The sequence below is a fragment of the uncultured Azohydromonas sp. genome (assembly GCF_937926365.1).
Taxonomy (GTDB): Bacteria; Pseudomonadota; Gammaproteobacteria; order Burkholderiales; family Burkholderiaceae_C; genus Azohydromonas.
The window spans coordinates 1-13,176 of sequence record NZ_CALAOH010000252.1 but is presented as its reverse complement, the minus strand read 5'-3'; the positions used below and the strand labels follow the sequence as shown (position 1 = coordinate 13,176).

5 protein-coding genes are annotated in these 13,176 nt (G+C 71.1%); all 5 read right to left on the bottom strand.

Translation table 11 applies throughout. The annotated features are described in order from the left end of the window. Positions 1-13 precede the first annotated feature (13 nt). A complete protein-coding gene (locus tag Q0741_RS27875) occupies positions 14-1,855 on the bottom strand; it encodes a type I secretion system permease/ATPase (RefSeq protein WP_298236454.1) in 1,842 nt (613 codons plus the stop codon). Positions 1,856-2,019: 164 nt separating this feature from the next. Continuing rightward, positions 2,020-4,755 (bottom strand): calcium-binding protein, encoded by a 2,736-nt coding sequence (locus Q0741_RS27870; RefSeq protein ID WP_298236453.1) that lies wholly within the window; start codon positions 4,753-4,755, stop codon positions 2,020-2,022. Positions 4,756-5,093: 338 nt separating this feature from the next. Continuing rightward, positions 5,094-5,876 carry an SDR family oxidoreductase gene (locus tag Q0741_RS27865; RefSeq protein WP_298236452.1) on the bottom strand — a complete coding sequence of 261 codons (783 nt, stop codon included), beginning with the start codon at positions 5,874-5,876 and terminating at the stop codon, positions 5,094-5,096. Positions 5,877-6,077: 201 nt separating this feature from the next. Beyond that, positions 6,078-10,343: an OmpA family protein gene (locus Q0741_RS27860; protein WP_298236451.1), complete on the bottom strand. Its 4,266-nt coding sequence runs from the start codon at positions 10,341-10,343 to the stop codon at positions 6,078-6,080. Between the two features lie 53 nt (positions 10,344-10,396). Then, positions 10,397-13,176: SdrD B-like domain-containing protein (locus Q0741_RS27855; protein WP_298236450.1), on the bottom strand; the 2,780-nt coding region annotated here is incomplete at its 5' end.

Below are 13,176 nucleotides of genomic sequence, written 5' to 3'. Positions count from 1 at the left end.
CTCGGATCCCAGATCAAGCGGTGGCGCCCGGACGGGCCACGGTGAGGCCCGGCGCGGCCTGGACGACGGAGGGCCCCTGCGCAGTGGCCACGACCGCGAAGTGGGGCCCGGCGGCCTGCTGGGCCGGCGCCGCCGGCGCGGCGGCGGGTGCCGCCTGGGCCGCCTGCGGGTTCAACGACTGCAGCACCTTGTCGCGCGGGCCGAAGGCCGCGGTCTGGCCGTCACGCAGCAGCAGCATCTTGTCGGTGATGCGCAGCAGCGAGGTGCGGTGCGACACCACCACCACCGTGGCGCCGCGCGCCTTGCAGCCGGCCAGCGCCTGCGCCAGCGCGGCCTCGCCCGCGTCGTCCAGATTGGCGTTGGGCTCGTCGAGGATCAGCAGCTGCGGGCGCCCGTAGAGCGCGCGCGCCAGGCCCACGCGCTGGCGCTGCCCGCCCGAGAGGGCCGCGCCGCCCGGGCCCACCGGGGTGTCGTAGCCCTGGGGCAGGCGCAACACCAGCTCGTGGATGCCCGCGGCCTGCGCCGCGGCCACCACCTCGGTGCTGTCGGGCTCGGCCAGCCGCGCGATGTTCTCCGCCACCGTGCCCTCGAACAGCTCCACGTCCTGCGGCAGGAAGCCGATGTGCGGCGCGAGCTGTTCGCGCGGCCAGGTGGCGAGGTCGGCGCCGTCCAGGCGCACCTTGCCCGCCTGCGGCACCCACACCCCGGCCAGCACCCGCGCCGCGGTGGACTTGCCCGCCCCGCTGGGGCCGATGATGGCCAGCAGCTCGCCCGGCTCGGCGCTGAAGCTCACCTGGCGCAGCAGCGCCTGCTGCGAGCCCGGCGCGGCCACCGACACGCCCTCCACCGTCAGCTTGCCCGTGGGCGCGGGCAGCTCCATGCGCTCCGGCGGCACCGGCGCCACCGCCAGCAGCTGCTCCAGCCGCTTGTGCGCGTCGCGCGCGGCCACGACCTGGCGCCAGCCCGTGATGAGCATCTCCAGCGGCGACAGCGCGCGGCCCAGCAGGATGGAGGCGGCGATCATCATCCCGCCCGACATGCGCCCTTCGAGCACCAGCAGCGCGCCCAGGCCCAGGCTCAGCGACTGCGAGAGGATGCGCACGAACTTCGTCACCGCGCCGATGCGCGCCGCGGCCACGCTGGTTTCGGCCTGCAGGTCCAGCGCCTCGTCGCTGAGCTTGAGCCAGCGCCGCTGCACCGCCGGCAGCATGCCCATGGCCTGGATCACCTCCGCGTTGCGGAAGCTGTTGTTCATGTAGCTGGAGGCTCGGGCGTTGAGGCGGTTGGCCTCCTGCAGCGGGCCGTGGGTGCGTCGCTCGCTCCACCACAGCAGCACCAGCAGCACGGCGCAGGCGCCGATGAGGAACACGCCCAGCCACACGTCGATCATGAAGCCCGCGGCCATGAAGATCACGGCGAAGGGCCCGTCGAACAGCAGGATCAGCCCGGTGCCGGAGACGAACTGGCGCAGCGTGGTCAGGTCGGCGATGGCCAGGCTGGGGTTGCCGCCGCGCGAGCGCGCCGCGTCGCTGAAGGTGGCCTCGAACACGCGCGAGGACAGCTTGATGTCCAGCGCATGGCTGACCTGCTGCAGCACCGCCGAGCGGATGTACTCCAGCGCGGCGTAGATGCCGTAGAGCCCCGCGGCCAGCAGCGTGAGCATCAGCAGCGTCATCTCGTTGCGGCTGCCCAGCACGCGGTCGTAAACCTGCATCATGTAGATCGAAGGCACCAGCAGCAGCATGCTCAGCACGAAGCTGAAGGCGCCGGTGGCCAGCATGCTGCCGCGCAGGGTGCGCAGCACCAGCGTGATCTCGCCCGCAGCGGAGGCATCAGGCAAAGCGGGTCGGTTCATGTGGAGTGGATTTCGAATCAGGCCGGGCCACTGCTGCACGCACGCCAGCTCGGGAAATGACGACAAGAAGGAGGCCCGGCGCCCATACGCCAGGCCTGTTCACGCCGTGCGCGTACACGCCGCGCACGGCTGCGGGCCGTCCCGTGGCAGGACGGCCCGCGGGCTCAGGCCACGAACATCAGGTCCGAAACCCCCAGAGTGGGCGCCACGATCACCCCACCGGGCAAGGACCCGCTGGACTGCAGCTGCACGGTGCCGATGAGCTGCAGCTCGCTGCCCGTCACGCTGGCATCGGCCGCGCCGGACGTGAAGTAGTACAGCGACGCAGTGCTGCTGCTGGCGTAGTAAGTGGGGTGGTTCACGACGAACAGCCGGTGGTCGCCCACCGCGTACTTCGAGGTGGCGCTGCCGATGATGGAGGCGGCCGAGTAGGTGTCGTTGCTATAGAAACTTCCCGGGCTGAACACGACCACCTCCGCCGCGGCGGCAAAGCCACCGGGCGCGGTCTGCGCGGCCGCGGGGGCCGACTCGATGCTCAGGTCGTTGTCGCCGATGCCGAACGCGGCCATCGAGATCGCGATCTTGTCGCCCTTGGCGAAGTCGGTCACGTTGTCCACGTTGTAGTAATAGGAGCCGCTGGACACGGCCTCCTTGGCGTCGAACACGAACCGGTCGTTGCCGTCGCCGCCCGTGAGAATGTCGATGCCTGCGCCGCCGTACAGGACGTCATTGCCGGCACCGCCCTGCAGCGTGTCCGCACCTGCGCCCCCCCAGATGGAGTCAGCACCGTTGCCGCCCGCGATCACGTTGGCGACGGCGTTGCCCTTGAGCGCATCGTTCTTCAGGCCGCCGATGAGGCTCTCGAAGTTGAGCAGCCTGTCGCTGCCGGCGCCGGTGACCTGGGTCGTGGTCAGGCTCAGGTCCACCTTGAGGTTCACCGTCGCGCCCTCGTAGGAAACGGTGTCGCCGGTGAAGCCGGAGTAGCTGTACGCGTCGTGGTCGCCGCCGTCGAGCACGTCGTTGCCGCTGCCGCCCTGGATCACGTCGTTGCCGGCGCCGCCGCTGAGGGAGTCGTTGCCGTCGCCGCCATACAGCGTGTCGGCCCCGGCCTTGCCGTTGAGCACGTTGTTCAGGCTGTTGCCGGTGAGCACGTTGCCGAGGTCGTTGCCGTAGCCCTTGAGCGCGCCCGGCGCCTCCTCCAGGCGCAGGTTCTCGATGTTGGCGCCCAGCGTGTAGGTCGCCAGGCTGGAGACCACGGTGTCGGTGCCGCCGCTCGCAGCCTCGACCACCACGTCGGCGCTGGCATCGACCATGTAGGTGTCGTTGCCCGCGCCGCCGCTCATCGAGTCGTTGCCCGTGCCGCCGGACAGGATGTCGTCCCAGTTGCTGCCGAGCAGCGTGTCGTTGCCCGCACCGCCGTACAGCGCCACCGGCTGGTTGTAGTAGTAGCCGGAGGCCGTGGCGTTCTGGACACTGATCACGTTGTTCAGGCCATTGCCCACCAACGTCGCACGGCCGTAGCTGTAGTAGTTGTTGTCGACGAGGACGACGGCGTTCTCGACGTTGGCCGTCATCTGGTAGCTGCGGCCGACGGTGGAGCCATAGGCGTTGTTGAAGCTCACCTGCACGGTGTCGGTGCCGGCATTGGCCGCTTCGATCACCACGTCGAACTTCGAACCGGAGGAGGACCACTGCACGATGTAGTAGTCGTTGCCCGTGCCACCCTCCAGGGTGTCCACCTCGTCCTGCAACATGTAGGAAGCCACGGCATCGCCCCCGTCGAGCGTGTCGTTGCCCGCGCCACCGACCAGCGAATCGGCCCCCTGGAGCCCGCGCAGCCAGTTGTTGCCCGCGGTGCCGATCAGGGTGTCGCCGGTGTAGGTGCCGATGGCGTTCTCGAACTCCTTGGCCGTCTCGGAATACGCCGTCGTGCCCTTGCCGATGGTCACCTTGCCGCTGGTCAGATCGACGACCACGCCGTACTCGCTGGAAAAGCTCACCGTGTCGTTGCCCGCGCCGCCCGACAGTACATCGATGCCCAGGCCACCCGAGACGAAGTCATCGCCGTCGCCGCCCACGACCGTGTCGTTGCCGTCGTCGCCGTTGAGCACGTCGTTGCCCAGGCCGCCGTTGAGCACATCCTTGCCCAGGCCGCCGTTGAGGGTGTCGTTGCCGGCGCCACCACTGAGCGAATCGTTGCCGCCGCCCCCTTCGAAGTAGTTGTCCACCACGGCGGTACCGTGGCCCGTGATCTTGTCGTTGCCCGACCCGCCGATGACGTTCTCGATGTTGACCAGCGTGTCGATGACACCGTTGATCGTGAGCTTGGAGGCGCCCGTCGCGGCGAAGGCCACGGACAGGGCATTGGTCTGCTCGGCATAGCTGGCGGTGTCGATGCCCTCGCCACCATCGAGCTGATCGGCCCCGTTGCCGCCGACGAGCGTGTCGTTGCCCGCGCCGCCGGAGATCGTGTCGTTGCCGTTGTAGCCCTCCAGCAGGTCGTTGCCCTCGCCGCCGTACACCTTGTCATTGCCGCTGAAGAACACCTCCAGCAGGCTCTTGGACGCGGGCGTGGCGGCCACGTCGAAGCTGATGCCGCTGAGCTTGTAGACCGGCTCGCCCGTGGGCGCGTAGACCGTCAGCGAGGTGATCGTGCCGGTCAGGGGCCGCAGCCAGACCGACGTGCCGTTCAGCTGGAGATCGCCGTAGGTCAGGCCCGTGCCGCGGAACACGGCCCGGGCCTGGGTGTCAAGGTCCATGGTCGTGAGCTGCGTCGCACCGTGGTAACCCACGGCGGTGTCGCCCGCGAACAGGTTGGGCAGCCAGTAATTGAACTGCTCCAGCGACTGCGCCTGCATCTGCACGCCATAGGCGGAAGACCTTGCATCGAAAACGGCCATGAACACCCCTATCAATTTGTTTGTGTGGATGAGCGTCGCTGCAGCAGACATCGGCCACGCAGGCCGCTGCTTGACGCAGCCAATGGCCGGACAAGAGCGCGTTCAGGTCACGCAGACCGCCGCGGAGCAGTGCCGCGGGATTGGAAGTTCCCCTCTCTGCCCCCATGCAGGAGACAAATGACATCCCTGCCGAGCGACGCGCCGGCAGTGTAGTTCTTAACAATTACTAAAAAATTGAGACAACTCCACAAATCATCGGAAGCTGCCACGGACTCCACACGCCGGGTATCGCGCGGGCTCTCAGGACCCGCGCGGCCCGGCCAGGCCCTTAGCGACACTCAGAAGGTGCCCGGATAGGCCCCGCCGTCGATGAGCAGGTTCTGCCCCGTGATGTAGCCCGCGTGCACGCTGCACAGGAAGGCGCAGGCGGCGCCGAACTCCTCGGCCGTGCCGAAGCGCCCGGCCGGGTTCTGGGCGCGGCGGGCCTGGGCGATCTCCTCGATGCCGCGCCCGCTCTGTGCCGCGGCGCCCTGCATGGTCTGGCGCAGCCGGTCGGTGTCGAAGGGGCCGGGCAGCAGGTTGTTGACGGTCACGCCGCGCGCCACGGTCTTGCGCGCCAGCCCGGCCACGAAGCCGGTGAGCCCGCTGCGCGCGCCGTTGGACAGGCCCAGGATGTCGATGGGCGCCTTCACCGCTGCGGAGGTGATGTTGACGACGCGGCCCCAGCCGCGCCCCATCATCGGGTCCACCACCGCCTTCATCAGCTCGATGGGCGTGAGCATGTTGGCGTCCAGCGCGCGGATCCAGGCTTCGCGGTCCCAGTCGCGGAAATCTCCCGGCGGCGGCCCGCCGGCGTTGTTGACCAGGATGTCCACCTGCGGGCAGGCCGCCAGCGCCGCCGCGCGGCCCTCGGCCGTGGTGATGTCCCCGGCCACCGCGCGCACCTCCACGCCCGGCGCCAGCGCGCGCAGCTCCGCGGCCGTGCGCTCCAGTGCCTCGGCGCCGCGCGCGGTGATGACGACATTGACGCCCTCCCGCGCCAGCGCTTGCGCGCAGCCCTTGCCCAGGCCCTTGCTGGCGGCGCACACCAGCGCCCAGCGTCCGCTAATTCCAAGATCCATGAGTGACTTCCAACGGTTGAGCGATGCCATATGCCGGCCCGCCCGGCGCCATGCCGGAGGCCGGTCCCGGCGTGACAGCTTCACCCAGGACCGGCACCCCCGCCGCGGGGGTGGTCGGCGGGCGGATCATGCCCGCCGGCGCCGCAAGCGCCGCGCCGGCTCAGCGCCGTTTGTTCCGCGAAACGGGAGTCCGGCCCGGCCTCAGAACTTGCCCAGCACGTTGAGGAACACGCCGCGGCTGCGGTAGCTCAGGTCGGTGAGGTTGTCGGAGAAGTCCGTGAAGTTGTAGCCGACGCCCACCTTCAGGTTCTCGTTGACGTGGTAGTAGCCGGCGGTCAGGAAACCGCTCTTGCGCTCGGACAGCTCCGCGGCGCGCAGCGTGCGCAGCTCCACCAGCCAGTCCCACTGGCGCACCACCTTCCAGTCCACCCGCAGGATGGCCAGGTCCGCCGTGCTCTTGAACCAGGCGGCGCTGTCGTCGCGGCTGGAGCGCAACTCGCCCACGCGGCGCGCGAGCTTGCCACCCACGCTCCAGCGCGCGCTGAGGTCGTAGGTCAGGTCCACCGCCACCACCTGGCTGCGCTGCTGGTAGTCCACGCCGTAGCCGGTGGCCACGGGCAGCGTGCCGATGCTGGTGACGGGGCCGGTGGTGCCGGCGGCCGTGGCGCTGGACGGGCTGAGCTGCCCGGGCGAGGACAGGTCGTGCAGCCAGGTGTACTTGGCCAGCACGTTGAGCCGGTCGTTGGCCACCGGGCGCCAGGCGTAGCCCAGCATCGCCTCGGTGTACTTGGCGGCGGCCAGCGCGCCGGTGCTGCTGTCGCTGTCGGCCCAGTTGAGCTTGCCCAGCCAGCGCCCGTCGGTGCCGTTCCTGAGCGTGAAGGCGTTCTTGAGCAGCCAGCTGCGCCGCGTCTCCAGCCCGCTGGCGTCGCGCCGGGTCTCGGCGCCGCCGGTGTAGCGCAGGCCGTCGCGCACGTAGCCCACCGTCATGCCCAGCGCCTCGCGCTTGAGCTCGCCGGCGTTCTCCAACTCCAGGCGGCCCTTCTCCGCCGTGACGCCCAGCGTCCAGCGCTCGTCGGGCGCCCACTGCAGCCCGTAGGCGCTGACCAGCCCGGCCTGCGCGCCGGTGGTCTGGCGCTGCTCGGAGTACACGTTGAGCCCGTCGGCCACGCGCGACTTCACGCCGCCCACCAGCACCCCGCCGCGCGCGGCCAGGGTCTCGTCGGTGCGGCCCGTGTCGCGCACGTAGGTCATGTAGAGGTTGGTGCGGTCGTCGAGCCGGTAGTCCACGCCCGCGCGGCCCCCGGTGCCGCCGTCGCCGCCCGACACCTCGCCCTTGAGGCCGAGCCGGTCGTTGACCTGGTAGCTCGCGCCCACGCCCAGGCGGTCGTTGTCCAGCCGCGTGCCGGTGGCCTTGAGCGTCTTCTGCGCGAAACCGTAGAGGCTCCAGCCCTCGGTGCTGGCGTAGTCCACCTTGACCACTGCGTCGGTGCGCTCGCCCTCCACCACGCCCACGGTGGGCAGCAGCGGCGAGGTGTTGAGCGCGTCGGTGCTCTTGCGGTCCAGCCGCGCGCCGCCGCTGAGCGTCCAGTGCTCGTCCAGGCGGTGGCTCACCTGCGCCTCGGCGGCGTCGGTGTCGTAGCCGCGCACCTCGTCCTTGTGGTCGGCCTTCACGCGCACCTCGGTGCGCTCGCCCACCGGCGCCGTGACACTGACGCCGGCCTGGCGCGTCTCGTTGGTGGCGATCTGCCCCGGCGCGGAGAAGCCCGCGCCGCGCTGCTGCGCGTAGGCCGCGACCCGGCCGCCGGCGGCCAGGTCGAAGTCGCGCAGCTCGGCCTGGCCTTCCACGCGCCAGGCGTTGGCGCCCACGGTGCCGTCGGGCAGCACCGCGCCGCCGAAGCTGAAGCCGCCGTCCAGCGACTCCAGCGTCATGGTGCCCGGGCCCTTGCTGCGCGCGCCCTCGACCTTGACGTAGCTCAGCTCGGTCTTGCGCAGCGTCAGGTCCACGCCGGCCAGGCGCTGGTCGCCGCCGGTCTGGTCCTGGCGCGAGGCCGTGACGCCCAGGCGCAGGTGGTCATTGGCCCACCAGGACACGCGGCCGCCCACGGCCATCGTGTCCAGCGAGGTCAGCGGCGCGTACTCGTAGTCCACCACCAGGTACACCGGCTGGCCGGCGTAGCCGCCCACGCTGGCCAGCAGCGCGCCGGCCTCGGCCGTGCTCGCCAGCGGCGAGGTCAGCAGCAGCCGGCCCTGCAGGTAGTCCACCTCGTAGTCGGTGCCGGGGATGAGCGCGCGGCGCTGCAGCACCAGCCCGGAGTCGCGGTCGCGGATCTCGACGTAGGCCTTCTCCGCGCCGCGGCTCAGGTCCTGGTGGCGCAGGTAGTACAGCGAGCCGCCCGTGCCGCGGAACTCCTCGCGCGCGGCCAGCGTGCCGGGCTCGGCGGCGTAGAGGTCCACGCGCACCCGGGCCTCGCCGAACACCGTGGAGTCCTCGCCCACGAAGCGCCCGTGCAGGCCGTAGAGCCCGCGGTTGACCTGCGCCAGCGTGGTTTCCTGGCCCAGCGCGAGCTTGTAGTTGCCCCACATCGCGTGCGAGCGGCCGTCGTCCACGCGCAGGTACATGCGGCCCTGGGTGGGCGCGTCCTCGATGGTGGTGGAGTCGTCGCCGAAGGTGCCCCAGCTGTCCACCGGGTCGATGCGGCGGAACAGCGAGGCGGGGTCCTTGCGGTCGAGGTTCTTGAACAGGTCCTTGAGCGCGCGCTCCTCGGTATCGACGCTGGCCGTGAGGTTCCAGCGCTCGTCGAGCGCGCCCTTGCCGTAGAAGGCGATGCGGCCCTCGCTCCAGACGTCGTTCTGGTAGCGGTTCTTCTCGCCCGTGACCAGCGCCGCCGGGCCGCTGGTGCGGTCGCGGCCCAGCGTGAGGTCGGCCTGGCCGACGAAGAAGAAGTCCGACTTGGGCAGCTCGAAGTCGCGGCGGTAGACCTGCTCGCGGCCATCGGCGTCGATCACGGCGATCTCGCCGCTGCTGACCTGCCGCGGCACCAGCTGCTGCAGCGCGAACTTGCCGTCGAGGTCCACGGGCACGTCGAAGCCCAGCGCGCGCACGCGCTGGTCCTTGCGGATGCCCTCGCCGCTGGCGGTGACGGTGCCGCCGCGCACGGGGATGTTGGTCACCGCCAGGCGCGAGTCGCCGTAGGCGGCCAGCAGCCGCTGCTCCAGCGTGGGCTCGGGCTCGGTGCTGGGCACGTGGCGCTCGGCCAGCGTCAGCGCGATGTCGTCGGTCTCGTCGAAGCGGCCGGCGCGGTCGTAGACGCGCAGCCGGTAGAACAGCCGCGGCGCGGCGCGGCCGGCCGTGAGCAGATCCGCCGGCGCCTGCCACTGCGCGCGCAGGTCGGCGTCCAGCGGCACGGTGGCCAGCAGCTGCGGCTGCAGCGCGCTGTCGGCGCTGAAGATGCGCAGCTCCGCCTTCTCGAAATGGAGCCGGTAGTTGCTGTAGCCGGCGAAGTGCACCGTCTCGCCCGGCACCACCGGCGCGGGCCAGGCGGTGGCGTTGAGCCGGCGCGGCGCGGAGAGGTTGTCGTACTGCAGGCGCAGGTGGTCGCGCTCCAGGCGCACGTCCACGCAGCGCTGGTGGTCGGCGCTGGACATGCCGGCGGCGTCCAGCGGCTCGCCGTCCACGGTGATGCGCAGCGGCACGTCGGCCGCGTCGGGGGCCGTGAGCGCGCCGCACACGGTGGGATCGACGCGCTTTTCCTCCACCACCTTCACGGTGACCGGAGCGGCAGCCTCCTCCCAGTACACGCGCACCTCGACGCGGCGGTTGGCCGCCCAGTTGGCGCGGTCCTCGGCCGGCGTGGCCACGGGCTCGTCGGGACCCCTGGAAGCGGCCTGGTAGGCGCTCTCGGGCAGTCCCAGCTGCTGCGTCAGGTAGCGGCCCACCTGGCGCGCCCGCGACAGGCCCAGCGCGTAGTTGTCCGGGAACCGGGGGCGCAGCTCGCGCGAGATGCGCTGCACGTCGGTGTGGCCGACGATCTCGAAGCGCAGTCCCGGGCGGCCGCGCAACTGCGCCACGATCGCGTCCAGCCGCGCGCGGTCCTCCTCGCGCAGCAGGTCCTCGCCGCTGGCGAAGCGCGGCGTGTGCTGGGCACTGCGCTGCACGGGCGCGCCGGGCTCGGTGCGCTCGCGCTCGGTGCGCTGCACCCGCGGCGCGCGCTCGTCGCCCAGGATCACGGTGAGCCGGGGCAGCTCGCGCTCGCTGGAGGCGGGCACGTGGTCCAGGGCGTCGATCTCGACGGCGCGCGCATCGGCGGCGCAGCGGTCCTCGAAACGGCCGCGCGACTGCGCGGAGCAGTTTTCCTTGTCGCTATCGGCCTCGGTGGCCTCGGCGGCCCGGGCCGCCAGGCCGATGGCCAGGCAGGCGCCGGCCACGGCCAGGGGCAGCGCCGCTTGGCGCAGGAGAACAGTCGTCATGCCAGGGGCGGGACGGAAGCCAGGGAAGGTTTTCATCGCGTGTGCTCCACCGCTCAGCGCCGCGTGGGCGTGGTGGAGGCCGGCACGCGCTCGACCTCGACATCCAGGTTGAACAAGGCCAGGCCCTTGGCCCGGCCGTGCGCCTTCCAGCGCTCCAGCAAGGCCTGGCGCACGGCCGCCACACGCGCCTCGCCCAGCGCGGCGTCCTCGCCGGCGGCGGCCTCGTAGGCCACGCGCACGATGGAGGGCCGGGCCTCCAGCGCCTCGATCACCTGCGCCAGCCGCGCCTCGTGCTCGGCCTTGAGCGTGGCCGCGCCCTCGGCGAAGGCCGCCGACTGCAGCGCCAGCCGCACCACGCGGTGCACCGTGGCGCCGAAGTTCACCTTCACCGCCTTGCCGCGGGTGATGCGCTCGGACGCCGGGTTCTCCGACGTGACGCGGTAGCCCGAGGGCAGCGTGCGCTCGTCGAGCTTGAGCACCAGGTTGGAGCCCGTGCCCTCCTTGGGCACCGCCACGCAGGCGATGTGGTAGCGGCCTTCCGCGTCGGTGCTCACCAGCAGGCCGTTGACCGTGGCGATGCGCACGTTGGGCAGCCCGGGCTCGCCGTCGTCCTGCACGCCGTTGGCGTTGCGGTCGTCGTAGACCTTGCCGATGACGTCCGTGCAGTCCAGCAGCGCGTCGGGCACCACGCGCACGCTGGCGGTGGCGGTGTTGGAGACGTCGGTGCTGCCGCGGCGCGCCACGACGCTGTTGACGTACTCCCCTTCGCCCACACCCATGCCCACGGCCAGGACCATCTGGATCTTCTTGGTTTCGTTGACCGTGAAACCCTGGTCCTGCAGCTGCAGCTGGCGTCCCTGGACCACCGCGCGCGCCGGCTGCGGCGTGCCCACGGGCTGGCCGTTGACCACCGGCTGCACGGTGAGCGAACCCTCCAGGTACTTGAAGCCCGGCGGCAGGGTGTCCACCAGCGTCACGCTGCCCAGCGGCATCGGCCCGGTGTAGCGGGCGCTGATGCTGTAAGGCACCGGCTCGCCCTTCTTCACCGTCAGCTTGGGCGTGGTCTTGTTCAACACGATGAGCGTGTCGTTCAACACCAGCGGGTCCAGCGGGATGTGGTTGTTCACCACCGCCTGCCCCATGTGCTGGCCCTGGGCATCGACACCCGGGTACGCGAAGCTCAGGAAGTACCTGGGCAAGGGCGACGTGGGCTGCTGCTGCGGCGACACCTCGCAAGGCGTCGCGGTGTTGGCGTCCACCACCTCGCCCCTGGCGTTGGTGCAGTCGCTCATGTTCAGCGCCCCGTCCTCGGCCGGGTAATCCACCGAGTTCCGGTAATCCGCCGGCGGCGTGACGCTGAGCGTGTAGGTGCCTGCGGGCGCGCCCGGCAGGAAGAAGAACTGGTAGAGGCCCGTGGCGTCCGTGACCACCGTGTCCGTGCCCGCGAGCAGGTGCGCGGCCGCATTGAAGCCACCGGGGCCGCTGAAGCGCACGGTGGCGCCGGCCACCGGGTCAACGGTGCGGCTGTCGTACACGATGCCACTCGGGTCCAGCGGCAGGTCCTGGTTGATCACCTCCACCGGCAGGCCCTGGTCGAGGTCGATCCAGGCCATGCCCGCCTTGGGTGCGTTGGCACCGGTGTTGAGGTACGGGTCGGTGGGCCACACGCCGCCGACGATCAGCCCGGCCGGGTTGCGGAAGCGCAGCTGGTACTTGCCCGGCGGAATGTCCGTCAGGCGGTAGGTGCCGTCGGCCGCGGTGATGGTCGAGGCCTTCACCAGGAAGCCCGTGGACGTGCAACTCGTGCTGCCGTCGTCGCAGGCTACCAACTGCACCGTCCAGCCGCCCATGGCCGGCTCGTTCGGTTCGAACACGCGGTTGTGGTTGGAGTCGCGCCAGACGCGGCCACTGAGCGTGGAGCGCTCGATGCGCTTCTCGCCGAAGTGGTAGTCGCCCAGCGTCGTCACCACCGTGTCACCGGTGTTCACCAGCACGCCGGTGATGACGTTGCCGTCAGGCTGCGCCTTGCCCGGCTGCCCGTTCACGTTGGCCTTGCCCGGCAGGTACGTTACCGGCTGGGTCTCCGTGATGGTGTAGCCCGCCGCGTCGGACGGCGGCACGTTGGCGAAGCTGTAGCGGCCGAGGTCGCCCGCCACCGCCGTGGCGGCGATGTCCACCGCCTCGCCGTACAGGCTCGTGCCCGTCAGCCGCAGCGCCACGCCGCCGATGCCGGCTTCGCCCGCATCGAGCGCGCCGTCGTCGTCCCGGTCCTCGAACACGCGCACCGTCACCGTGGCGTTCGGGCGCACCACCTCACCGAAGAGGTAGTCGCCCTGCGTCGTCACCGTGGTGGCGCCGTTGTTCAGCGTCACCCCGCTGATGCGGTTGCCCCCGGCCTGCGCCGTGCCCGGCTGGCCGTTGACGCCGGCCTTGCCCGGCAGGTACGCCGTGGGCTGCGTCTCCGTGATCGTGTAGCCCGCCGCGTCGGACGGCGGCACGTTGGCGAAGCTGTAGCGGCCGAGGTCGCCCGCCACCGCCGTGGCGGCGATGTCCACCGCCTCGCCGTACAGGCTCGTGCCCGTCAGCCGCAGCGCCACGCCGCCGATGCCGGCTTCGCCCGCATCGAGCGCGCCGTCGTCGTCCCGGTCCTCGAACACGCGCACCGTCACCGTGGCGTTCGGGCGCACCACCTCACCGAAGAGGTAGTCGCCCTGCGTCGTCACCGTGGTGGCGCCGTTGTTCAGCGTCACCCCGGTGATGCGGTTGCCGCTGGCCTGGGCCACGCCAGGCAGCCCGTTGTTGCCAGCCTTGCCCGGCAGGTACGCCGTGGGCT